Source organism: Kitasatospora sp. NPDC058492 (genome assembly GCF_042720685.1).
Classification (GTDB): Bacteria; Actinomycetota; Actinomycetes; order Streptomycetales; family Streptomycetaceae; genus Kitasatospora.
This window is the reverse complement of sequence record NZ_JBHXMU010000099.1, coordinates 1-24874: the sequence shown is the minus strand read 5'-3', so window position 1 is coordinate 24874 and position 24874 is coordinate 1. Positions and strand designations below refer to the sequence as shown.

Here is a 24874-nt window from a genome sequence, read left to right as displayed (position 1 = left end):
ACACGGGCCCTGCCGCTACGAGATCCTGGAACCGAGTCCATGCCGCAAGAGCCAAAGCCGGACAGTTGGGGGGAATCCCCTATCGAACACCCTCTCAGACGCTCAGGCCCTCAGACACTCAGACACTCAGGCCCTCAGCGGGCCGGGCGGAGCCAGAGGGTGGCGAGCGGGGGGAGGACCAGTTCGGCGGAGCGGGGCTGGTCGTGCCAGGGGGTCGGTTCGGCCTTGACCGGGTGGGAGTTGCCGATGCCGCCGCCGCCGTAGGCCTCGGCGTCGGTGTTGAGCAGTTCCTCCCACAGCTGGTCGCGGCCGTCCAGGTCGGGCAGGCCGACCCGGTGGCCGTGCCGGACGACGGGGGAGAAGTTGCAGACCGCGACCAGCGGCGAGCCGTCGGCCGCGTACCGGACGAAGGAGAGCAGGTTGTCCTCGGCGGCGCCGCCGTCGAGCCAGCGGAAGCCGTCCGGGGTGGTGTCCCGTTCCCAGAGGGCGGGGGTGTCCAGGTAGTGCCGGTTGAGGTCGCGGACCAGCCGGCGGACGCCGTGGTGGTCCTGGTGGGCGGGCCACTGCTCGTCGAGCACCCACCACTGCGGGCCCTGCTCGTGGTCCCATTCCGCGCCCTGGGCGAACTCCTGTCCCATGAAGAGCAGTTGCTTGCCCGGGTGGGACCACATGAAGCCCAGGTAGGCGCGGTGGTTGGCGCGCTGCTGCCACCAGTCGCCGGGCATCTTGGAGACCAGCGCCTGCTTGCCGTGCACCACCTCGTCGTGCGAGATCGGCAGGACGTAGTTCTCCGAGTAGGCGTACACCATCGAGAAGGTGATCTCGTTGTGGTGGAACTTGCGGTGCACCGGCTCCTTGGACATGTAGACCAGCGAGTCGTGCATCCAGCCCATGTTCCACTTGAGCCCGAAGCCGAGGCCGCCGGCGTCGGTGGGGCGGGTGACGCCGTCCCAGGCGGTGGACTCCTCGGCGATGGTGACCACGCCGGGGCAGCGCCGGTAGACGGTGGCGTTCATCTCCTGCAGGAACGCGGCCGCGTCCGGGTTCTCCCGGCCGCCGTGCTGGTTGGGCGTCCAGGCGCCGCCCTCGCGGGAGTAGTCGAGGTAGAGCATCGAGGCGACGGCGTCCACCCGCAGGCCGTCGATGTGGAACTCCTCGCACCAGTAGACCGCGTTGGCGACGAGGAAGTTGCGCACCTCCGTGCGGCCGTAGTCGAACTCCAGGGTTCCCCAGTCGGGGTGCTCGGCGCGCAGCGGGTCGGCCGGCTCGTACAGCGGCTCGCCGTCGAAGCGGGCGAGCGCGAAGGCGTCCTTGGGGAAGTGGGCGGGCACCCAGTCGACGATCACGCCGATGCCGTGCCGGTGCAGGGTGTCGACCAGGTGGCGGAAGTCGTCGGGGCTGCCGAGCCGGGCGGTGGGGGCGTAGTAGCCGGACACCTGGTAGCCCCAGGAGCCGCCGAAGGGGTGCTCCATGACCGGCATGAACTCCACGTGGGTGAAGTTCAACTCCTTGAGGTAGCGCGGCAGTTCCTCGGCGATGGCGCGGTAGCTGGTGAGGTCGGGCCGCCAGGAGGCCAGGTGCAGCTCGTAGACGGACATCGGCGCCCGGTGGTGCGCGGCGCGGGCCCGGCGGGCCATCCACTCGCCGTCCTGCCAGCGGTGGTCGGAGGAGGTGACGACCGAGGCGGTGGCGGGCGGGCACTGGGCGGCCCGGGCGAGCGGGTCGGCCTTGTCGAGCACCCAGCCCTGCCGGGTGTGGATCTCGTACTTGTACGCGGCGCCCTCGGCGAGGCCCGGGACGAAGAGCTCCCAGATGCCGGACGAGCCGAGCGAGCGCATCGGGTGCCCGGTGCCGTCCCAGTGGTTGAAGTCGCCGATCAGCCGGACGCCGACGGCGTTCGGCGCCCAGACCGCGAAGGCGGTGCCGGCGACGCCGTCGACGGTGCGCACGTGCGAGCCGAGGGCCTGCCACAGCTGCTCGTGCCGGCCTTCGGAGATCAGGTGCAGGTCGAGTTCGCCGAGGGTGGGCGGGGTGCGGTAGCCGTCGTGCTGGGCCAGCGGCTCGCCGCCGGGGTAGGTCACCAGCAGCCGGTAGTCCACGGTGTCGGCGCCGGCCACCAGCCCGGTGAACAACCCGCCCTGCTGATGGGTGAGTTCGGCCGGGCCCTGGGTGGTCTCGACGACCACCCGCTCGGCGAACGGGCGCAGCACCCGGATCGCGGTGCCGCCGTGCACCGGGTGCGCGCCGAGCAGGGCGTGCGGGTCGTGGTGCTGCCCGCCGACCAGCCGGTCCACCTCGGACGGCGGCAGCGGCGCCTCGGGCAGGCGCAGCGAGGCCGTGGGCGGAGCCGTGACCGGTGCGGACTCCGCGACCGGCACGGGATCGCCGGCCGGCGCGGACTCCTCGGCCGGGACGGGCTCGGGCCGGGGCGAGTCCGGGCCGGCCAGGAAGGTGGCCGGGACGGGGCGGGTGGTGCGGCCGGGCGGGTCGAGCGGCGTCACGGCTGGGTCCTCCTGCGACGGGGGGTGGGCTAACTCCAGGGCGGCGGAACCGGGGGTGCGGGTGGGGCAGGGGATGCGGGCAGGGCAGGGGGGTGCGGGCGGGGCCGGGGCGGTCAGACGGTGAGGGCGAGCCGGTTGATCGCGGCGAGCGGGATCGGCAGCCAGCTCGGCCGGTGCCGGGCCTCGTACACGACCTCGTACACCGCCTTGTCGATCTCCAGGGCCCGCATCAGCTCCGGTGAGGCCGCCGGGTCGGCGCCGCCGCCGGCGGTGTAGCCGGCGCAGAAGGCGGTGCGGTTGCGCTGGGCCCAGGCGGCGGCGAGGTGGGCGAGTTCCGGGTCGACCGGGCCGCCGGCCAGCAGGTGGGCGGCCGCGTAGTCGAAGGAGCGGAGCATCGCGGCGACGTCGCGCAGCGCGGGCTGCGGTTCGCGGCGTTCGTTGACGGATTTGGCGGGTTCGCCCTCGAAGTCCAGCAGCACCCAGCCGTGCGGGGTGCGCATGGCCTGTCCGAGGTGCAGGTCGCCGTGGATGCGCTGGACGGGCAGGCCGTCGGGGTGGGCGTCGGCGAGTTGCTGGAAGGCGGTGCGCAGTGCGGCCCGGTAGCGCAGCAGGCCGGGGACGGCGGCGACGGCGCTGTCCAGCCGGTCGGCCATGGTGGTGGCGAGCCGGCTGGTCTGGGCGCGGTCGAGCCGGGCGACCGGCATCGAGCGGGCCAGGACCCGGTGGACTTCGGCGGTGGCCCGGCCGAGCCGGTGGGCCTCGATGGCGAAGTTGCCGGGGGAGGGGTCGCCCTTGAGCCGGCCGACCTGGTCGAGGGCGAGCTCCCAGCCGTCCTCGGCGTCCGGCAGGTAGCGCTGGAGCAGCCCGAGGGTGGCGGGTTCGGCGCGTTCCAGCCGGCTCTCGAACCAGGCGGCGACCCGGGGGATCCGGGTGGAGCCGGCCCGGGAGAGGGCGAGGGAGAGTTCGAGGTCGGGGTTGGTGCCGGGGTGGATGCGGCGGAACAGCTTGAGGATGTACGAGGTGCCGTAGATGACCGAGCTGTTGGACTGCTCGGCGGTGGAGGCGCGGCCGGGGAGGTTGGCGGGGAGCCCGGAGCCGGGGGTGCGGCGGAAGGACAGCGAGCCGAACCGGTCGCCGGTGGCGAGGTGTTCCAGCAGCCGCCCGGTGAGTTCGGGGTCGTGGACGGCGTCGTAGAGCGCCGCGCCGTCGTACGGGCCCTGGCTGAGCCGGCCGAGCACGGCGCTGGGCTCGATGTCCGCGTGCCCGTCCGAGCGGATGCCGAGCAGGAGTTGGTAGATGTCGCCGTGCGGGGCGCCGACCGTGGTGGCGTGCTCGACCCGCAGCAGCAGGTGCAGCAGGGCGGGGTCGCCGACCTGGAGCGGGGTTCCGACCATCGGGGTGAGGCCGGTGATGGGCCGTCCCTTTCCGGCGTACCACCGCTGGGTGGGGAGCCACTCGGCGATCAGCGGCAGCGCGGCCTGGACGAGTTCGCTGACCCCCAGGGCGGCTCTCCGGGCCCCGGTGCTCCGCGCGCCCGCCGGTGCGGCGGGGTCGGCGGGGGCATCCTGCTGCACATGGGCTTGAGAACGGGAGGTTTCGGACATGACTCCCTTTCCCCGGAAGCGGGCGGACTGCCCGACGGGTCTGGCCGGGTCCGTCAGTCTTCCGGATTTCGGCGGCGCGGCGGCGGCGGCACGCGAGCGGGGCTCAGGTGTCACGCCTTCGTGTGGGTGGCCGTTGGGCTGTTCTCCGTACGCGGCGGTGCAGAGAACTCCGGGGGCGCAGGGGTTCAACTCGCGCCCCCGGAGGGTCTGGTGGTGCTGTGTGGCAGGGTGTGGCGGATCGTTACTTCGAGCGCCTGGTCCCGCTCAGCCGCGGTGGCTGCCGGAGCTGGAACCAGTAGAAGCCGTGGCCGGCCAGCGTGAGCAGGTAGGGCCACTCGCCGATGGAGGGGAAGCGCACCCCGCCGATCAGCTCGACCGGGTACCGTCCGCCGTACTGCCGCAGGTCCAGCTCGGTCGGCTGCGCGAACCGCGAGAAGTTGTTCACGCACATGACCAGGTCCCCCTCGTGTTCGCGCACGAAGGCCAGCACGGCGGGGTTGCTGGAGGGCAGTTCGGTGTACGTGCCGAGGCCGAACGCCGGATTGAGCTTGCGGATCTCGATCATGCGACGCGTCCAGTGCAGCAGCGAGCTCGAACTGCTCTGCTGCGCCTCGACGTTGGTCACCTGGTAGCCGTACACCGGGTCCATGATGGGCGGCAGACTGAGCCTGCCCGGGTCGGCGGAGGAGAAACCCGCGTTGCGGTCCGGGGTCCACTGCATCGGCGTGCGCACGCCGTCCCGGTCGCCCAGCCAGATGTTGTCGCCCATGCCGATCTCGTCCCCGTAGTAGAGGACCGGCGAGCCGGGCAGCGAGAACAGCAGGGCGGTGAACAGCTCGATCTGGTTGCGGTCGTTCTCCAGCAGCGGGGCGAGCCGGCGGCGGATGCCCACGTTGGCGCGCATCCGGGGGTCCTTGGCGTACTCCGCGTACATGTAGTCGCGCTCCTCGTCGGTGACCATCTCCAGGGTCAGCTCGTCGTGGTTGCGCAGGAAGATGCCCCACTGGCAGCCGCCGGGGATCTGCGGGGTCTTGCTGAGGATCTCCGACACCGGGTAGCGGGACTCCCGCCGCACGGCCATGAAGATCCGGGGCATCACCGGGAAGTGGAAGGCCATGTGGCACTCGTCGCCGCCCGCGGTGAAGTCGCCGAAGTAGTCGACGACGTCTTCGGGCCACTGGTTGGCCTCGGCCAGCAGCACGGTGTCGGGGTAGTCGGCGTCGATCTCCTTGCGGACCCGCTGGAGGAACTCGTGGGTCTCCGGCAGGTTCTCGCAGTTGGTGCCCTCGCGGGCGAACAGGTACGGCACCGCGTCCAGCCGGAAGCCGTCGATGCCGAGGTCGAGCCAGAACCGCAGTCCGGCGATCATCTCCTGCTGGACGCGGGGGTTGTCGTAGTTGAGGTCCGGCTGGTGGGAGAAGAACCGGTGCCAGAAGTACTGCTTGCGGACCGGGTCGTAGGTCCAGTTGGAGGTCTCGGTGTCGACGAAGATGATCCGGGCGTCCGGGTACTGCTTGTCGTCGTCGGCCCACATGTAGAAGTCGCCGTACGGGCCGTCCGGGTCCGTCCGGGAGGCCTGGAACCACGGGTGCTGGTCGCTGGTGTGGTTCATGACGAAGTCGATGATCACGCGCATGCCGCGGGCGTGCGCGGCGTCGACGAACTCCATGAAGTCGGCGAGGTCGCCGAACTCCGGCAGCACCGACTTGTAGTCGGCCACGTCGTACCCGCCGTCGCGCAGCGGCGAGGCGAAGAACGGCGGGAGCCAGAGGCAGTCGACCCCGAGCCACTGCAGGTAGTCGAGTTTGGTGGTGAGCCCCTTCAGGTCCCCGACCCCGTCGCCGTTGCTATCCTGGAAGGACCGCACCAGCACCTCGTAGAAGACCGCACGCTTGAACCACTCCGGGTCCAGGTTCTTCTTCGAGGTCTCCGGGAAGGTGTCGGGGACGGGCTCGTTCACAGTCACGCTGGGTTCCTCCGAACCGTGAGGAGGTGAGCCGGCTCGGCTGAGGGATCGAGCCGGACGTAGTTGTGCCGGCCCCAGGTGTAGACGGCGCCGGTGAGCTCGTCGTGCACCGCGTACGGGCCGTCGCCGTCGAGGGTGACGGTGGCCTCCTGGACGTGGTGCGGGTCGAGGTTGACCACGGTGACGACCTGGTCGGTGAGGCCCTCGGGGGTGGTCGCGGTCTTGGAGTAGGCGAGCACCTGGTCGTTGTCCGTGGGGTGGAAGCGCAGGTTGCGCAGCTGCTGGAGGGCCGGGTGGCGCCGGCGCAGCCGGTTCAGCACGGTGAGCAGCGGGGCGAGGGAGTCGGTGCGGGTCCAGTCGCGGGGGCGCAGCTCGTACTTCTCCGAGTGCAGGTACTCCTCGGAGCCGGGGTGGGCCGGCTCGTCCTCGTACAGCTCGAAGCCGGCGTAGACGCCGTAGCTGGGGGCGAGGGTGGCGGCGAGCACGGCGCGGATCGCGAACGCGGCGCGGCCGCCGTGCTGGAGGTAGTCGTGCAGGATGTCCGGGGTGTTGGCGAAGAAGTTGGGCCGCATGTAGGCGGCGGCGTCACCGGTGAGTTCGGTGAGGTACTCGGTGAGTTCCGGCTTGGTGGTGCGCCAGGTGAAGTACGTGTACGACTGGTGGAAACCGATCTTCCCCAGGGTGTGCATCATCGCGGGCCGGGTGAAGGCCTCCGCCAGGAAGACGACGTCCGGGTCGGTGCGGGCGATGTCGGCGAGCACCTTCTCCCAGAACGCCACCGGTTTGGTGTGCGGGTTGTCGACCCGGAAGATCCGAACGCCGTGGGACATCCAGAACCGGAGGATCCGGATGGTTTCCTTGACGATTCCTTCCATGTCCTGGTCGAAGTTGATCGGATAGATGTCCTGGTACTTCTTCGGTGGGTTCTCGGCGTACGCGATGGTGCCGTCCCCGCGGTGGCTGAACCATTCCGGGTGCTTGTTCACCCACGGGTGGTCGGGGGAGCACTGGAGGGCGAAGTCCAGCGCCACCTCCAGGTGCAGGGCCTCGGCCTCGGCGACGAAGTGGTCGAAGTCCTCGATCGTGCCGAGGTCGGGGTGGACGGCGTCGTGGCCGCCCTCGGGGGAGCCGATCGCCCAGGGCGAGCCGACGTCGTGCGGACCGGCCGTCAGGGCGTTGTCCGGCCCCTTGCGGAAGGCTCGTCCGATCGGGTGCACCGGCGGCAGGTAGACCACGTCGAAGCCCATCGCGGCGACGGCCGGCAGCCGCTCGGCGGCGGTGCGCAGGGTGCCCGAACGCGGCGGCTCGACGCCGCCCGGATCCACCACCGCGCCCTCCGAGCGGGGGAAGAACTCGTACCAGGAGCCGTACAGCGCGCGCTCGCGGTCCACCTGGAGCGGCAGCGGGCGGGAGGCGCTGAGCAGTTCGCGCAGCGGGTACCGGGCCAGCAGGTCCAGCACCTCGGGGGCGAGTGCGGCGGCCAGCCGGGACAGCGGCGGCAGGCCGGGGTCGCGCAGCGCGTCGGCGGCGGCCAGCACGTGCGCGCGGCCCTCCTTCTTCGGCACGCCGACCGCGGCCTGCTCCAGCAGCCGGGCGCCGTCCTCCAGGACCAGCGCGGTGTCGATCCCGGCCGGCAGCTTCACGGCGGCGGTCCGGCGCCAGGTGGCGACCGGGTCGCTCCACGCCTCGACCAGGTACGACCAGCGGCCGGACGCGGTCGGGGTGACGTGCGCGCCCCAGCGGTCGGTGCCCTCGGCCAGCTCGCGCATCGGCGTCCACGGGCCGCCGCGGCCGCGCGGGTCGCGCAGCACCACGTTGGCGTTGACGGCGTCGTGGCCCTCGCGGAACACGGTCGCGGTGACCAGGAAGGTCTCGCCGACGACGGCCTTGGCCGGGCGGCGGCCGGAGTCGACGAGGGGGCTGACGTCCAGGACGGGGATGCGGCCGATCACGGTGTCGCTCTCTGTCGTCTTGCGGGCGGCGGGCTTGCGGGCGGAGGCCTTGCGCGGCGCGGCGCCGGAGGTGCCCTCGGCGGTGGTCCCGGCGGTCCCGGCGGCGTCGGCGGTGGCCTTCGCGGTGGCGGCGGCGCGGCGCGTGGTGGTGGTGCGCCTGAGCGGTGCCGCGGTCCGGCCCTCCTCGGCCCCGGGTTGTCGGGCCGCTTCGGCCGGCTCGGTGCGGACCGCCCCGGCGGCCCGCGGCGCCGGCATCGCCGGATCCGTCCGAGTGTCAGAATCCATCCGTCCGGCGGATTCCGCGACCGCTGCGTCGTGGCTGTCGGCCACCGGTGTGGACTGGTCCCGCGTGTCGCCGTGCATGTCAAACTCCTGCCCGAGATCGGCGGCAGCTCCCGCGGGCCGGGGATGGGCCAGGGGAGTACCGGGAGGACTGCTGGGTGGGGAGGACGTGCGACCGGAAGCCTGCCCGCGCCGCCGTCCCCGGCAACCTGCCCGGCGCCCGCCGAGCCCTCGACGGGAGGCCCTGGAGCCGCGCGCGTCCCGGCGCGCGCCTCCAGGGGCACGCCCCTGGGCGACCCGGTCGACCCGTGAACGAGCAGGCCGAGTACGAGGACACGCGTCGGTGCGAGGTGAGCGCCGAATGGGCTAAGAAGAAGGGGAACGATCAACGCGAAAAGGATTCGGACGTGCTGCTTCAAGGCGGACGCCACCCGCCGCCGCACTCCCCGCAGCATCAACGACCTTGAGTCATCCTCGCACCGGGGACAAGACTTTTGCAGCGGTACGACAGTAGTTTCGGGCTTTGTCCTGAGCGGATGAGCCATCGGAAATGGACCTGTTCCGCAGTGTTCATGCATTGGTAGCGCAGGACCCCGGAAATGTGCGCCGCGCGCGCCCCCCGTGCAGACCAATGCGCCGAATGCGATCTCATCAATAGGCCGAACGGATGCCCAATAGCCCACTTGACGCACTGTCATGACGGACATCGCGGCTACGCTTCACGCCGTGAAGGCAATCCGCAGATTCACCGTCCGCACCGTCCTGCCCGAACAACTCCAGCCGCTGCACGAGCTGGCCCTCAACCTGCGCTGGTCCTGGCACCCCGAGACCAGGGACCTCTTCCGGTCCGTGGACCCGGAGGTCTGGGCCGCGACCGGCGAGGACCCGGTGCGGCTGCTCGGGGAGGTCCCGGCCGCCCGGCTCGCCGCCCTCGCCGCCGACCGGCGGTTCCTGCGCAGACTCGGCGACCTCGCCGACGACCTGCGCGAGTACCTCAGCGGCCCGCGCTGGTACCAGGCCCAGCAGGAGGCCGGCACCACCCCGCCGCCCGCCGCCATCGCCTACTTCTCCCCCGAGTACGGCATCGCCGCCGCGCTGCCGCAGTACTCCGGCGGGCTCGGCATCCTGGCCGGCGACCACCTCAAGGCCGCCAGCGACCTCGGTGTCCCGATCATCGGCGTCGGCCTGTTCTACCGGCACGGCTACTTCCGGCAGTCCCTCAACCGGGACGGCTGGCAGCAGGAGCGCTACCCGCTGCTCGACCCGGACGAACTCGCGGTCAGCCTGCTCCGGGAGGACGACGGCACCCCCGGCCGGGTCGACCTCGCCCTGCCAGGCGGCCGCACCCTGGCCGCGCACATCTGGAAGGCCCAGGTCGGACGGGTCCCGCTGCTGCTCCTCGACTCCGACATCGAGGCCAACTCGCCCGCCGAGCGCGACGTCACCGACCGGCTCTACGGCGGCGGCAGCGAGCACCGGCTGCTCCAGGAGATGCTGCTCGGCATCGGCGGCGTCCGCGCCGTCCGCGCCTACTGCCGGCTCACCGGGCACCCCGCCCCCGAGGTGTTCCATACCAACGAGGGCCACGCGGGCTTCCTCGGCGTCGAACGGATCCGCGAGCTGGTCGCCACCGGCTCACCCGGCCCCGACAGCGTCGGCCTGGACTTCGCCGCCGCCCTGGAGTCCGTCCGGGCCGGCACCCTGTTCACCACCCATACGCCCGTCCCGGCCGGCATCGACCGCTTCGACCGCGAGCTGGTCGCCCGCCACTTCAGCGGCGACGCCGCCCTGCCGGGCGTCCCGGTCGAACCGGTGCTCGCGCTCGGCGCCGAGACCTGGCCCGGCGGGGACCCGAAGCTCTTCAACATGGCCGCCATGGGCCTGCGGCTCGCCCAGCGCGCCAACGGGGTCTCCACCCTGCACGGCGAGGTCAGCCGCTCCATGTTCAACGGGCTCTGGCCCGGCTTCGACGCCACCGAGGTGCCGATCACCTCCGTCACCAACGGCGTCCACGCCGCCACCTGGATCGACCCGGCGGTCGTGCGGCTCGGCGCCGCCGAGATCGGCGCCGACCGCGCCGAGGACGCCATGACCACCGGCGACGCCAAGCGCTGGACCGGCCTGGAGCGGATCGGCAACACCGAGATCTGGGACCTGCGCCGCAGCCTGCGCGCCCAGCTGGTCGACGAGGCCCGCCGCCGGCTGCGCGACTCCTGGCGCCAGCGCGGCGCCGGCGAGGCCGAACTCGGCTGGGTCTCCTCGGTGCTCGACCCCGACGTGCTCACCATCGGCTTCGCCCGCCGGGTGCCCTCGTACAAGCGGCTCACGCTGATGCTGCGCGACCCGGACCGGCTGCGCGCCCTGCTGCTGCACCCCGTCCGGCCGGTGCAGATCGTGGTCGCCGGCAAGGCCCACCCGGCCGACGACGGCGGCAAGCGGCTGATCCAGCAGATGGTCGCCTTCGCCGACGACCCGGCCGTCCGGCACCGGATCGTCTTCCTGCCGGACTACGACATGGCGATGGCCCGGCACCTCTACCCGGGCTGCGACGTCTGGCTGAACAACCCGCTGCGCCCGCTGGAGGCCTGCGGCACCTCCGGGATGAAGGCCGCGCTCAACGGCTGCCTCAACCTGTCCGTCCTGGACGGCTGGTGGGACGAGTGGTACGACGGCCAGAACGGCTGGGCGATCCCCACCGCCGACGAGACCGGCGGCGTGCTCGACCCGGAGAGCAGCGAGGCCGAGCGCCGCGACGACATCGAGGCCGCCGCGCTGTACGACCTGATCGAGGACCAGGTCGCCGGCCGGTTCTACGACCGGGGCACGGACGGGCTGCCGCACCGCTGGATCGCCATGGTCCGGCACACCCTCGTCACCCTCGGCCCCAAGGTGCTGGCCGGGCGGATGGTCCGCGAGTACGTCGAACGGCTGTACACCCCGGCGGCGCTGGCCCAGCGGGAGCTGGCGGCGGCGGAGCACCACGGCGCCCTGGAGCTGGCGGCCTGGAAGGCGAAGGTCCGGGAGGCCTGGCCGGCCGTCCGGGTCGAGCACGTCGAGGCGGACTGTCCGGACGAGGCGCAGGAACTGGGCAGCTCGCTGGCGCTGCGGGTGCAGGTCGCGCTCGGGGCGCTGGAGCCGGGCGACGTCGAGGTGCAGGCGGTGTCCGGCCGGGTGGACGAGACGGACGGCATCTCGGACGGCTGCGTGCTCGCCCTCAAGCCGGTCGGCGGGTCCGACCTGGACGGCCGGACCCGCTACGAGGGTTCGCTGGAGCTGGGCCGGACCGGCCCGTTCGGCTACACCGTCCGGGTGCTGCCGGCCCACCCCCGGCTGGCCTCCCCGGCGGAGCTGGGGCTGGTGGCCCTGCCCGCCGAGTCGTCGGGGATGGACGCGGGGGTGCTGCGGTGAGGCCCTGCCGCGGGGGACGGCGACCCTAGACCAGGCTGTCCCGCCAGGCCTGGTGGAGTGCGGCGAAGCGGCCGGATCCGTCGATCAGCTCCTGCGGGGAGCCGTCCTCGACGATCCGGCCCTGGTCCATCACCAGGACGCGGTCGGCGATCTCCACGGTGGAGAGCCGGTGCGCGATGATCACCGCCGTCCGGCCGGCCAGCACCGTGCGCATGGCCCGCTGGACGGCCTGCTCGCCGGGGACGTCCAGCGAGCTGGTCGCCTCGTCGAGGATCAGCACCGCCGGGTCGGCGAGCAGGGCGCGGGCGAAGGCGACCAGCTGGCGCTGCCCGGCGGAGATCCGGCCGCCGCGCTTGCGCACGTCGGTGTCGAAGCCGTCCGGGAGCGCGGCGATGAACTCGTACGCGCCGATGTCCCGGGCGGCCTGCTCGACCTCCTCGCGGCCGGCGCCGGGGCGGCCGATCGCGATGTTCTCGGCGACGGTGCCGGAGAACAGGAAGGACTCCTGGGTCACCATCACCACGCCGCGCCGCAGCTCGGGGGTGGCGAGGTCGCGCAGGTCCACGCCGTCCAGCCGGATCCGGCCGTCGGTCGGGTCGTAGAAGCGGGCCAGCAGCTTGGCGACCGTCGACTTGCCGGCGCCGGTCGCGCCGACCACCGCCACCGTCTGCCCGGCCGGGATCACCAGGTCGAACGGCGGCAGCACCTGCTTGCCGGTGCGGTAGGCGAAACGGGTCTCCTCGAAGCGGACCTCGCGCCCCTTGCCGACGGCCTGCGGCAGTTCGGCGGGCGCGGCCGGCTCGGCGACGGTCGGCTCGTGGGCGAGCAGGCCGGCGATCTTCTCCAGCGCGGCGGCGGCCGACTGGTAGCTGTTCAGGAACATCGCCAGCTGGTCGATCGGGTCGTAGAGCCGGCGCAGGTAGAGCACGAAGGCGGTGAGCACGCCCAGTTCGACCGTGCCGTCGGCGACCAGGTAGGCGCCGAGCAGCACCACGCCGGTGGTCCACAGGTTGGCGGTGACGCGGGAGAGGCCGACGTAGCGGGCGATCTCCAGCAGGCCGTCCGCCGTCGCGGTGGCGGACTGCCGGTTGACCAGGCCGAAGGCCTCGTCGTTGGCCTTCTCCCGGCGGAAGGCCTGCACCGGGCGGATGCCGTTCATGGTCTCGGTGAAACGGACGATCAGCGAGGCGGCCGAGGTGCGGGAGCGGCGGTAGACCCGGCGCGAGCGGCTGCGGAAGGAGCGGGCGATCAGCGCCAGCGGCAGGATCGACGCCAGCGAGACCAGGCCGAGCCGCCAGTCCAGCACCAGCAGCAGCACCGAGATGTAGCAGACCGACAGGAGGACGGTCAGCAGCTCCTGGAGGCCCTCGGAGAGCAGCTCGCGCAGCGCGTCCACGTCGCTGGTGGCGCGGGAGATGATCCGGCCCGAGGTGTAGCGCTCGTGGAAGTCCAGGCTCAGCCGCTGGGCGTGCCGGAAGATCCGGCCGCGCAGCTCCAGCAGGATGTCCTGGTTGACCCGGGCGCTGATCTTGATGAACGCCCACTGCAGCAGCAGGCTGAGCAGCGCGCAGCCCAGGTAGGCGCAGACCACCGCGATCAGCGGGCCGCTGTCGCTCTCGCGCAGTGCCGGGATGCCGCGGTCCATCGCGATGGCGACCAGCAGCGGGCCGGACTGCAGGGCCGCCTGCTGGACGAGGATCACCAGCATCGCGACGCCGATCCGGGCCCGGTGCGGGCCGAGCAGCGAGCGCAGCAGCGCCCGGGGGGCGCCGGGCGGGACGGGGATGTCCTCCTCGTCGGCCGGGGGCGGCGGCAGCTGTTCCTCGGCCGGTTCGGCGGTCTCCCGTTCGGCGGGGCCGGCGGGTGAGATGGTGGTGGTCATCGGGTGGTGCCCCCCTCGGAGACCAGTGCGGCCTCGGGCATCGGGGCGGACTCGCCCGACATCAGTTCGCGGTAGTGCGCGCAGTCGCGCAGCAGGTCCTGGTGGGTGCCGACGGCCTCGATCCGGCCGTCGGAGAGCACCGCGACCCGGTCGGCGAGCAGCACGGTGCTCGGGCGGTGGGCGACCACCAGGGCGGTGGTGGCACCGAGGACCTGGCGCAGCGCCCGTTCGACCAGGGCCTCGGTGTGCACGTCGAGGGCGGAGAGCGGGTCGTCCAGCACCAGGAAGGCCGGGTCGCCGACCACCGCACGGGCCAGGGCGAGGCGCTGGCGCTGGCCGCCGGACAGGCTCAGGCCCTGCTCGCCGACCTCGGTGTCCACGCCGTCCGGGAGCTTCTCCACGAAGGAGGCCTGGGCGGTGGCCAGGGCGGCGCGCAGCTGCCGGTCGTCCGCGCCCGGGGCGCCCATCAGGACGTTCTCCCGGACGGTGGCGGAGAACAGGGTGGGCTCCTCGAAGGCGACCGCGACCAGCTCGCGCAGCCGTTCCCGGGGGAGGTCGCGGATGTCCCGGCCGTCCAGGGTGATGGTGCCGGCCGTGGCCTCGTACAGGCGGGGGAGCAGTGCGGTGAGCGTGGTCTTGCCGCTGCCGGTGGCGCCGACCAGGGCCATCGTCTCGCCGCTGCGGATGTGCAGGTCGATGCCGGCCAGCAGGTCGGGGGTGTCGTCGGGGGCGTCGGGGTAGCGGAAGCGGACGCCGGTGAAGCGGATGCCGTCGGGGGTGGCGCCCAGGCCGTCGGCGGTGCCCGGGTCGGCGGTCTCGGGCTCGTCCAGCACCTCGAAGAAGCGGTCGGCGGCGGTGGCGGCCTCGTTGGCGTAGGCGAGCAGCCAGCCCAGGGACTCGACCGGCCAGCGCAGCGCCAGCGCGGTGGAGAGGAAGGCGACCAGGGTGCCGGCGCTCAGCTCGTCGTGGGCGACCAGGTAGGCGCCGGCGGCGAGGGCGCAGCCGAGGGCGATCTCGGGCAGGCCGACGATGACCGCCCAGAGGTTGGCGAGCAGCCCGGCCTTGCGCAGTTCGGTGCGGCGCAGGTCGTGGGCCTGGGCGCGGAAGCGCTCGGCCATCGAGCGGTGGCGGCCGAAGGCCTTGAGGATGCGGATGCCGAGGACGGACTCCTCGATGACGGTGGCGAGGTCGCCGTTCTGGTCCTGGGCGCGGCGGGAGGCGCCGGAGTAGCCCGCCTCGAACCGCCGGGTGAGTACGAACAGCGGGACGGCGGGCAGCAGGATGATCAGGGCGAGCCGCCAGTCCTGGGTGAACATCACCGCCGTGCCGGCGAGGAACATCACCGAGTTGACGATCAGGAAGACCAGCGGGAAGGCCAGAAACAGCCGCATGGTGTACATGTCGGCGGTGGCCCGGGAGAGCAGCTGGCCGGATCCCCAGCGCTCGTGGAAGGAGATCGGCAGCCGCTGGAGCTTGGCGAAGAGGTCGCCGCGCATGGCCGTCTCCAGCCCGGCCAGCGGGCGGGCCAGGACCACCCGGCGGGTGTAGAACAGCGCGGCCTCGACCAGTCCGAGGACCAGCAGCAGGCCGATCAGCGGCCAGAGCCCGCTCAGGTCGTGTTCGGCGAGCGGGCCGTCGACGATCCGGCCGAGGACCAGCGGGACGCCGAGGACGCTCAGCATGGCGACCAGGGCGGCGGCCACCGAGGTGGCCAACCGGCGGCGGACGGCTCGGGCGTAGGGCCACAGGCGCAGGAGGGAGCGGACCGTGGAGCGGTGCCCGGTCGCGGTGTCGTCGTCTTGTCGGTTCTCGGCCATCGTCGTGAGGGTAGGACGAGGTCGCGTCATTTCTCATCAGGTTTTTCACCCCTGACAGAACGCTTCGGCGAGAACCGGCCACCTGTACGGGTGGGGCGCGGGTGAAAAGCGGGGCGCGTGGGGCCGGCCGCAGGGGCCGGAGTGCGCCGCACGTGCGGCCGACACCGCTCAGGTCGTGGCGGCGGGCGCGCGCAGCAGCCGCAGCGAGCGCCCGGCCAGCAGCGTCGCGCCCTGCGGACAGGGCTCGCCGCCGCCCTCGACGGCGGTGTCGACCACCGTCTCGTACGCCTCCTCCGGTGCGGCCCAGGGCTCGCCGGGGAGGGTGAACAGCACCGGTTCGTGGCCGGCGTTGAGCAGCAGCAGGAAGCTGTCGTCCAGCGTCGGCCGCCCGGCCTCGTCCCGTTCGGACATCGCGGTGCCGGACAGCAGCATGCCCAGGCAGGCGGTCGGGGCGAACCAGTCGGCCTCGGTCATCTCCTTGCCCAGCGGCGTGAACCAGGCGAGGTCCGGCTGGCCGCCCGGGGCGGCGGCCCGGCCGGAGAAGAACGCCCGCTGCCGCAGCACCGGGTGGGCCCGGCGCAGCCGGATCAGCCGGGCGGTCAGCTCGCACAGCCCGCGCCAGCGGGGATCCGCCAGGAGCGACCAGTCCAGCCAGCCGAGTTCGTTGTCCTGGCAGTAGGCGTTGTTGTTGCCGCCCTGGGTGCGGCCCAGCTCGTCCCCGGCGGTGAGCATCGGGACGCCGGTGGAGAGCAGCAGCGTGGCCAGCAGGTTGCGCAGTTGGCGCAGCCGCAGGGCGTTGACCTCCGGGTCGGTGGTCTCGCCCTCGACGCCGTGGTTCCAGGACCGGTTGTCGTCGGTGCCGTCCCGGTTGGCCTCGCCGTTGGCCTCGTTGTGCTTGCGGTCGTAGCTGACCAGGTCGCGCAGCGTGAAACCGTCGTGCGCGGTCACGTAGTTGACGGAGGCGTACGGGCGGCGGCCGCCGCGCTGGTAGAGGTCGGAGGAGCCGGACAGCCGGTAGCCCAGCTCGCGCACGTCCGGGCGGGCGCCGCGCCAGAAGTCCCGCACGGTGTCCCGGTACTTGTCGTTCCACTCGGCCCACAGCGGCGGGAAGCCGCCGACCTGGTAGCCGCCCGGGCCGACGTCCCAGGGCTCGGCGATCAGCTTCACCCGGCTGAGCAGCGGATCCTGGGAGACGGCGGCGAGGAAGGGGTGGTCCATGTCCACCCCGTCGGTGCCGCGGGCGAGGGCGGCGGCGAGGTCGAAGCGGAAGCCGTCCACGCCCATCTCGGTGACCCAGTACCGCAGCGAGTCGGTGACCAGCCGGACCACCTGCGGGCGGCGGGTGTCCAGGGTGTTGCCGCAGCCGGTGAAGTCGGCGTAGCCGCGCGGGCGGTGCGGGGCCGGGCGGTAGTAGGCGGTGTTGTCGATGCCGCGCAGCGAGAGCATCGGGCCGAGTTCGGCGCCCTCCGCGGTGTGGTTGAAAACCACGTCGAGGATCACCTCGATCCCGGCGGCGTGCAGGGCGCGGACCATCCGCTTGAACTCGCCGACCTGGCCGCCGCGCGAGCCGGCCGCCGAGTAGCCGGCGTGCGGGGCGAAGTAGCCGATCGTGTTGTAGCCCCAGTAGTTGACCAGGCCGCGCGACTGGAGGTGGTCCTCGCTGGCGTACTGGTGCACCGGCAGCAGTTCGACGGCGGTCACGCCGAGGCGGGTCAGGTGGGCGACGGCGGCCGGGTGGGCCAGGCCCGCGTAGGTGCCGCGGAGCTCCGGCGGGATGTCGGGGTGGCGCATGGTGAAGCCGCGCACGTGCAGTTCGTAGAGCACCGTCTCGGCCCACGGGGTCTTCGGGCGGTGGTCGTCGTACCAGTCGTCGTCATCGTGGACGACCACGGATCTGGGCACGTAGCGGGCCGAGTCGCGGTTGTCCCGGACGGTGTCGGCGACGTCCGCCTCCGGCCAGTTGCGGACGGCCGCGCAGACCGCGTCGTGGCTGGTGTAACAGCCGTCCACGGCACGGGCGTACGGGTCGAGCAGCAGCTTCGCCGGGTTCCAGCGGGCGCCGGTCCACGGGTCCCACCGGCCGTGCACGCGGAAGCCGTACCGGGTGCCGGGGCGGACGCCGGGCAGGAAGCCGTGCCAGGTCTGGAAGTCCTGCTCGGTGAGGCGGTGCCGGCCCTCCCGGCCGTCCTCGTCGAACAGGCAGAGGTCGACCGCCTCGGCGCCGGCCGCCCAGAGCGCGAAGTTGGTGCCCTGGCGGCCCTGTTGGTCGGTCCGGAAGCGGGCGCCGAGCGGCTGCCAGCTGCCGGGCCACGGTGGCTCGGCGGTGTCCCCGCCGGGCGGCCGCACTCCGGCTTCCAGCTCCTGCCCTGACGCCATGGCCGCACCCTCCCTGGACGGGGTGTCCCGGACCCCGTTCACTTCCTCTTTCCCGGATTGCGCAGATCGGAAGCGGCTGAACGGGGGCTTACCGGCGGATGGCGGCCGATGGATGGGGGGATTTCGCGCGGCTGCGCGTGTCCCCGCCGCGATTGCCCTCGTTGTTCCCGGTATCGGGCGTTCCCGCTACCGGACGTTCCTGGCACCGGGAGTTCCTGACATCGGGAGTTCCCGGCGTCGGGCGTCCCCGGTAGCGGAGGCTCCCGGTACCGGATCTTCCCGGTACCGGACGTGGACAGTGGGAGGCCCCGGAATGCGGCGCCGAGGACGGGTGTGGGCGCGGCGGGCGGCGGCGGTGGCCTGGGGCCTCGCCGTCCTGACGGGGTGCGGCGGCCCCCCGGCGGCCCCCGCGCAGGACGCCGCCGGGCCCGGGGCGCACACCCCGCCCCCGCCGCCGTCCCGGGCGGTCGTCACGGCGCTGCCCGCCGACGGCGCCCAGGACGTGCTGCCGGAGGGCCCGGTCCGGGTGACGGCGGCGCAGGGCCGGCTGGTCACCGTCCGGCTGGCCGACGCCAAGGGCACCGAGGTCCCCGGCACGATCGCCCCGGACGGCGCCGCCTGGACACCCGACGGCCCGCTGCCGCTGGGCACCGCGTACACCCTGGACGCCGTCGCCGAGGACGACCAGGGCCAACGGGCGGCCCAGCACTCGGCGTTCTCCACGATGGCCCGGGCGCACACCTTCGTCGCCTTCTTCACCCCGGAGGACGGCTCCACCGTCGGCGTCGGCATGCCGGTGTCGCTGCGCTTCAGCCGGCCGATCACCGACCGGGCGGCGGTGGAGAAGGCCGTCCAGGTGAGCGCCGACCCGCCCGTCCCGGTGGCCGCGCACTGGTTCGGCAACCAGCGGCTGGACGTCCGCCCGCAGCAGTACTGGGCGGCCGGCACCAAGGTGACGGTGGCGCTGCGGCTGAAGGACGTGCAGGGCGCGCCGGGCGAGTTCGGCACCCAGGCCAAGGACCTGCACTTCACCGTCGGCCGGGCCCAGGTCTCCACCGTCGACCTGGACGCGCACACCCTGACCGTCCGGGCCGGGCAGGGCGGCAAGGTGGTGCGGGTGCTCAAGGTGTCCGGCGGCAGCCGTGACCACTCCACCTACCGGGGCGTCATGGTGGTGTCGGAGAAGTACAAGGTGACCCGGATGAACTCGCAGACCGTCGGGATGGGCGACGAGTACGACATCAAGGACGTGCCGCACGCGATGCGGCTGACCAACTCCGGCACCTTCGTGCACGGCAACTACTGGGCGGACCCCGGGGTGTTCGGCGCGGCCAACACCAGCCACGGCTGCATCGGCCTGGCCGACGCCAAGGGCGGTGCGAGCAAGGACTCCCCGGCGGGCTGGCTGTTCGAGCACACCATCCCGGGGGACGTGCTGGAGGTGAAGGCCTCCGCGGGGGACTTCGTGCCGCCGCAGAACGGCCTCAACGGCTGGAACGTGCCGTGGGAGCAGTGGGTGGCGGGCAGCGCCCTCGGGCCGGTTGCCGGGCCGTCGGCCGGTCCCGCCGGTGGGCCGACCGCCGGTCCCGCCGTCGGTCCCTCCGCAAGCCCCGTCGCGCAGTAGTCGATCTTCACCGCCGATTCACCCCCGATCCACCCACCTCCCCCCGGGAGCCGCTCGGACGGCCCGGCTATCCTGCTCCGGCGCGCCCTGGTCCGGCGCGAAAGATCGGCGCCCGGTGCAACTCATGGGGGCACTCAACGCGTCAAGAGAGTGGATACCGGGAGGGGAGAAACCGTGAAGACGGGGAAGACGGCCGACGCCGCGATACGTACCACCAGCCGTTACGGGCGCAGGGGTGCGATGGCGTTGGTCATGGGCGGGGTGCTGCTGCTCACCGCAGCCTGCGGCGACGACAAGGGCGGAACGGGCGGCGGGGGTGACAACGCGGCGCCCGCGGCGACGGCGGGTGCGGGCGGGACGGCGGCCCCGGCGGGCGCGTCGGCCGAGCCGAAGACCTCCGCCGCGGTGCTGGCCGTCGAGCCGAAGGACGGCGCCCAGGACGTCGCACCGAGCAACGCGTTGCAGGTGTCCGTCTCGAACGGCAAGCTCACCACGGTCGAGGTGACCGACAAGAACGGCAAGCCGGTCGACGGGGCGATCACCCCGGACGGCATCGGCTGGAAGCCCGCCGCCGCGCTCACCGTCGGCATGGCGTACAAGGTGAACGCGCAGGCCAAGGACGCCGACGGCCTGGTGGCCGCGTCCACCACGACGTTCACCACGCTGACGCCGGACAAGAAGGTCTCCACCAACGACAACATCAGCGACGGCGCCACCTACGGCGTCGGCATGATCGTCTCGGTGAACTTCAGCAAGACCGTCAAGAACAAGGACGCCGTCCTCAAGGGCATCACCTTCGAGACGAACAACGGCACCGAGGTGAAGGGCCACTGGTTCGGCGACAACCGGCTGGACTTCCGCCCGGCCGAGTACTGGAAGCCGGACACCAAGGTCACCATCAAGTACCGGCTGAAGAGCGTCGAGGTCGCCCCGGGCATCTACGGCGACGTGGACAAGGACGAGCCGTTCACCATCGGCCGCTCCCAGATCGCCACCGCCGACGCCAAGGCGCACCAGATGACGATCGAGCGGGGCGGCAAGAGCACCACCGTGCCGGTCACCATGGGCGCGGAGGCGACGCCGTCCTGGAGCGGGACCATGGTGATCATGTCCAAGGAGAAGGTCACCCGGATGAACTCGCAGACCGTCGGCCTCGGCGGCGAGTACGACATCCAGGACGTGCCGCACGCGATGCGGCTGACCACCTCCGGCACCTTCGTGCACGGCAACTACTGGTCCAACGCGACCAACCCGTTCGGCAGGACCAACGCCAGCCACGGCTGCGTCGCGATGGTGGACGAGAAGGGCGGCAGTGACACCTCCGTCGCGGGCAAGTTCTTCAACGACTCGATGGTCGGCGACGTGGTCAAGGTCGTGAACAGCAAGGAGAAGACCGTCGCGCCCTCCAACGGGCTGGGCGGCTGGAACGTCGCCTGGGCGAACTGGTAGATCCTGCCCGCTGATTGACCGGATAGTCCCGGTTCGTCGGCGCGGTGCAGAAGAGCGGCCCGATCCTCACCCGTTGGGGTCGGGCCGTTCGCGTTTTCGCAGCACACCGGGCCCCGAATGGCGCAACCTTTCCGGGGGCCGGCGCGTGTAGTGGTCGGGTCCGTCGTGTGCACGGGAGTTGTGCGGGGTTTCGGGTCGTGGGGTTTCGGCCCGCGGGCTTCGGTTCGCGGGTTGCGGGTTGCGGTTCGTGGGGTTCGGTTCGTGGGGTTTCTGAGGGAGGGATCGACGTTGAGGTCGATACGCAGAGTGGTGGCCGTCGGTCTGGTGGGCGGCGCGATGGCGCTGACGGCCGCGTGCGGCGGCGGGAGCGGCGGTAGCGGGGGCGGGAGCGCGGCCAAGGCGGACCTGGGGGCCGGCGCGGCCGCCGGGACGGCCTCCCCGGGCGCCGCGGCGGCGAGCAGCGCGGCGCCGAAGGTGTCGCAGGCCGTGGTGAACATCGAGCCCAAGCCCGGCACGGTGGACGTCGCGCCCGACGCGCTCAAGGTCGGCGCGACCGGCGGCAAGCTCACCACCGTCAAGGTCAGCGACAAGACGGGCGCGGAGGTGCCCGGCACCATCGCCGCCGACGGCTCCAGCTGGACCCCGTCGGCCGGCCTCGCCGTGGGCAGCGCCTACCAGGTCAGCGCGCTGGCCGCGGACGCCAACGGCGTGGTCGCCAGCGCGGACAGCAACTTCACCACGCTGACGCCGACGGCCCTCGCCAAGGCCGCCGACAACGTGGACAACGACGCGACGTACGGCGTCGGCATGATCGTTTCGGTGAACTTCAGCAAGGACGTCAAGAACAAGGACGTCGTCGCGAAGGGCATCACCTTCGAGACCGACAACGGCACCGTGGTCAAGGGCCACTGGTTCGGCAACCGCCGACTGGACTTCCGCCCCGAGCAGTACTGGAAGTCCGGCACCAAGGTGACGGTGCACTACCGCCTCAAGAGCGTCGAGATCGCCCCTGGGGTGTACGGCACCGACCGGGACGAGCCCTTCACGATCGGGCGGTCTCAGATTTCGACGGTTGACGCCGCCGCGCACAGGATGACCGTCGAACTGGACGGCAAACCGTCGGACATCGACATCACCTCCGGCTCGCCCGAACACCCGACCTGGAACGGCACGATGGTCGTCATGTCCAAGGAGGGCGTGGTGCGGATGCAGTCCAGTACCCTCCCCGGCATGAGCGGCTCCCCGTACGACCTCCAGGTGCCGCACTCGATGCGGCTCACCGACAGCGGCACCTACCTGCACGGCAATTACTGGAGCAAGCTCATCGGCGAGGACAACGTCAGCCACGGCTGCGTCGCCCTCAAGGACGTCGAGGGCGGCGGCGAATCCACCTCGATGGGCAAGTTCTACGCCGGCTCGATCGTCGGCGACGTGGTGGTCGTGAAGAACTCCACCAAGAAGGAGACCCTCGACCCGGCGAACGGCCTGAGTGGCTGGAACGTGCCCTGGAGCGCCTGGTAGGCCGACCGGTAGCCGCCCTGGTCGGGGCGGTTCCGTGGCAACCCGGGATTGACGCGGACGCGGCCCGGGTTGCCTGCTCCCCACCCTCTTCCGGCTCCTTCCGGGCCCCCTCCGGGCCCCCGCCTGGCACTCTCCGCGGGGTCTCCTTGCACGCGGCATATGCCGACTCGGAGGAGATCGTTTGCTCATTGTCCGTACGCGGCCGCTTGCGTTCCGCAATGATGGACCGCATGGCGGGTTGGGGCGAAACAGATCAGTCATCAGTTCCCGGGGCCGGATTGGTCGCCGAGGCGTCGTGGATCGATGTCCAGGGCGCGCTGGCGGCGCTGGAGCGGCTCAGCTCGGAGGAACTGGAGGAGATGTATTGCGGCAGGCTGAGCGATCAGTCCGTGCCGAACGAGGTACGACTGCCGTCCCGGCCGGAGACCGGCCCGGTGGCCCGCCGACTGGTGCTGTCGGTCCTGGAGTCCTGGGACCTCCATCAGCACCTGGAGGCTGGCGAGTTACTCACCAGTGAACTGGTCTCCAACGCCGTCCGGCATGCCGCCGGACGCACTATCGGGCTCCAGGTGATCCGCAAGCCGGGCTGGCTCCGCGTCGAGGTCCGCGACTCCTCCCGGGCGCTGCCCTGCATGATCCTCGCGGAGCCGAAGCCGGTGACCGAGCGGGGGCGGGGCCTGCGGGTCATCGACGACCTGGCCGACCGCTGGGGTGCCGACCTGCTGCCGCGCGGCAAGGGCGTCTGGTTCGAACTGAAGGTCCGCGAGCGGCACTGACCCTTCCGGGTGTTCCCGGGTCTTTCGTGGCCGTCCGGGTCTTTCGCGGCCGTCCGGCCGTCCGGGTGTTCCGGGTGTTCCCGGGAAAACGCGCAGGGCCCCCGAAGTCGCCGTGGTCCGGCGGATGGGGGCCCCTGCAAGTCATCGCGCCGGCCAAGGGGGTGCGTGCCGCGCGATGGGCGTCGGCCGTGCCAGGTCGGGCCAGCCGAAGTCTCCATGCCCAGGCCGGCGTGCTGTGCCGCCCGCCGTTGGGCTGCTTCGACTATCGCACGGATCTCAGCATGTGGGCAAACCAGGCGACTTGGATTGAAAGGTTTGTAACCTAGTTCACCTTTGGATTTTGCATAGGTTCACGCTGTCGCCTGTGAATATTCACCATCCTCGCCGTCGAGCCTCCGGTGCTTCGTCGCCCGGCCGCCAATTCCTCCGTGAACCCCACCCCGCCGGAACTGCCGGGTAGCATCAGGCCCGTGAACCTGTACTGGCACGTCGTGCTGCCACCGCTCTGCGCCTGATCGGGCACACACGCCGGTGGCTTGACCCCCGCGCTCCCTGCTGCGGCCCTCTCCGGCCGCCAGGAGGCTGCCGTGTGTGCCCGTTGCGAAACCAGCTCCCCTGACGGTCTTCGACGACGGAAGTTCACGACTGTGCCGAACCGCACCTCCACGCCCGCGCCCACCCGGGCCACCGCCACCCCCGCCGCCCGCCGCACCAGCCCGCTCGGCGGGCCGGTCCCGATCCTGGTCGCCGCACTGCTGTGGGGCACCACCGGGACAGCCAGCTCCCTCGCACCCGACGGCGCCCCTTCGGCGGGCATCGGCGCCGCCGCGCTGGTCCTCGGCGGCCTCCTCCTCTTCCTCTCCACCCGCAGCGCCCGCGCGCTGCCCCGGGCCTGCGGCCGCCGGGAGCGGTGGCAACTCGCCGTCGGCGCCGTCGCGGTGGTCGGCTACCCGGTCACCTTCTATCCGGCGGTGACCCGCGCCGGGGTGGCGGTGGCCACCGTGATCGCACTGGGCAGTGCCCCCGTCTTCGCCGGCCTGCTCGGCTGGCTCACCCGGCAGGGGCGGCCGAGCGGCCGGTGGGCCTGCGCCACGGTGACGGCGGTCGTCGGCTGTGCCGTCCTGGTGCTGGGCCCCGAACTCACCGGCGGCGGCGCGGCGGTGGACACCGTGGGGGTGGCGCTGGCCGCGCTCTCCGGCCTCTCGTACGCCGTGTACTCGCTCATCGGCGGGAAGCTCATCTCGCGCGGGCACCCGTCCGCCGGGGTGATGGGGGCGATGTTCGGCGCGGCCGCGCTGCTCGTCCTGCCGGTGCTGTTCCTCGGCGACCTGCGGTGGCTCGCCTCGCCGCGCGGTGCGGCGGTGGTGCTCCACCTCGCCGTGATCACCACCTTCCTCGCCTACCGCCTCTTCGGCCGCGGCCTGCGCCGCACCTCCGCCCAGACCGCCACCACCCTCACCCTCGCCGAACCAGCCGTCGCCGCCCTCCTCGGCGTCGCCGTCCTCGGCGAACGCCTCCCCGCCGTCTCCTGGTGCGGCCTCGCCATCCTGGCCGCGGGCCTCGCCGTCCTCACCGTGCCCGTGGGCACCCGCCGTCGCTGACCCGGGCGGCCCCGCGCGCAGGCTTAGGTTCTAGTGGTTGTCGCAACACCCCAGTTCAGGGGATGCGATGGACTTCAAGATCCGCAAGGACCGGACGGCTCAGGGGCCGCGGAAG

General features: G+C 72.4%; 13 protein-coding genes. 6 read left to right on the top strand and 7 right to left on the bottom strand.

The window, feature by feature from the left end:
- Window positions 1-134 precede the first annotated feature (134 nt).
- From glgB to ACFWPI_RS37450, 4 genes are all read right to left on the bottom strand, one after another.
- Complete coding sequence (gene glgB / locus ACFWPI_RS37465; protein WP_380379095.1) at window positions 135-2501, bottom strand: 1,4-alpha-glucan branching enzyme; 2367 nt, start codon at window positions 2499-2501, stop codon at window positions 135-137.
- A 113-nt stretch (window positions 2502-2614) separates the two neighbouring features.
- Window positions 2615-4105, bottom strand: a complete 1491-nt coding sequence (locus ACFWPI_RS37460; protein WP_380336691.1) for a phosphotransferase — start codon at window positions 4103-4105, stop codon at window positions 2615-2617.
- A gap of 241 nt (window positions 4106-4346) precedes the next feature.
- Window positions 4347-6071 carry a maltose alpha-D-glucosyltransferase gene (treS, locus tag ACFWPI_RS37455; RefSeq protein WP_063347760.1) on the bottom strand — a complete coding sequence of 575 codons (1725 nt, stop codon included), beginning with the start codon at window positions 6069-6071 and terminating at the stop codon, window positions 4347-4349.
- Entirely contained in the window at window positions 6068-8023 is a 1956-nt protein-coding gene (locus tag ACFWPI_RS37450; protein ID WP_063351131.1) for an alpha-1,4-glucan--maltose-1-phosphate maltosyltransferase, read from the bottom strand. Before ACFWPI_RS37450 ends, treS begins: the two co-directional genes overlap by 4 nt.
- Window positions 8024-9031: 1008 nt before the next feature.
- Here ACFWPI_RS37450 and glgP point away from each other — a divergent pair.
- Window positions 9032-11713 carry an alpha-glucan family phosphorylase gene (gene glgP, locus ACFWPI_RS37445; RefSeq protein WP_063351130.1) on the top strand — a complete coding sequence of 894 codons (2682 nt, stop codon included), beginning with the start codon at window positions 9032-9034 and terminating at the stop codon, window positions 11711-11713.
- A 25-nt stretch (window positions 11714-11738) separates the two neighbouring features.
- On the opposite strand, the gene ACFWPI_RS37440 is transcribed toward glgP, so the two are convergent.
- The 3 genes from ACFWPI_RS37440 to glgX all read right to left on the bottom strand — a co-directional run bounded on the left by ACFWPI_RS37440 (window position 11739) and on the right by glgX (window position 17788).
- Entirely contained in the window at window positions 11739-13595 is a 1857-nt protein-coding gene (locus tag ACFWPI_RS37440; RefSeq protein ID WP_380379093.1) for an ABC transporter ATP-binding protein, read from the bottom strand.
- Window positions 13592-15412, bottom strand: a complete 1821-nt coding sequence (locus tag ACFWPI_RS37435) for an ABC transporter ATP-binding protein (RefSeq protein WP_063347758.1) — start codon at window positions 15410-15412, stop codon at window positions 13592-13594. Before ACFWPI_RS37435 ends, ACFWPI_RS37440 begins: the two co-directional genes overlap by 4 nt.
- 168 nt (window positions 15413-15580) lie before the next feature.
- Window positions 15581-17788, bottom strand: a complete 2208-nt coding sequence (gene glgX, locus ACFWPI_RS37430) for a glycogen debranching protein GlgX (protein WP_063347757.1) — start codon at window positions 17786-17788, stop codon at window positions 15581-15583.
- A 313-nt stretch (window positions 17789-18101) separates the two neighbouring features.
- On the opposite strand from glgX, the gene ACFWPI_RS37425 reads away from it, so the two are divergent.
- The 5 genes from ACFWPI_RS37425 (at window position 18102) to ACFWPI_RS37405 (ending at window position 24759) form a co-directional block, all read left to right on the top strand.
- Window positions 18102-19412 carry an Ig-like domain-containing protein gene (locus ACFWPI_RS37425; protein WP_380379090.1) on the top strand — a complete coding sequence of 437 codons (1311 nt, stop codon included), beginning with the start codon at window positions 18102-18104 and terminating at the stop codon, window positions 19410-19412.
- Window positions 19413-19586: 174 nt separating this feature from the next.
- Complete coding sequence (locus ACFWPI_RS37420; protein WP_380379089.1) at window positions 19587-20861, top strand: Ig-like domain-containing protein; 1275 nt, start codon at window positions 19587-19589, stop codon at window positions 20859-20861.
- Window positions 20862-21149: 288 nt separating this feature from the next.
- Complete coding sequence (locus ACFWPI_RS37415; protein WP_380336677.1) at window positions 21150-22382, top strand: Ig-like domain-containing protein; 1233 nt, start codon at window positions 21150-21152, stop codon at window positions 22380-22382.
- A gap of 278 nt (window positions 22383-22660) precedes the next feature.
- Window positions 22661-23158 carry an ATP-binding protein gene (locus ACFWPI_RS37410; protein WP_244293363.1) on the top strand — a complete coding sequence of 166 codons (498 nt, stop codon included), beginning with the start codon at window positions 22661-22663 and terminating at the stop codon, window positions 23156-23158.
- A 647-nt stretch (window positions 23159-23805) separates the two neighbouring features.
- Complete coding sequence (locus ACFWPI_RS37405) at window positions 23806-24759, top strand: DMT family transporter (RefSeq protein ID WP_380379087.1); 954 nt, start codon at window positions 23806-23808, stop codon at window positions 24757-24759.
- Window positions 24760-24874 lie beyond the last annotated feature (115 nt).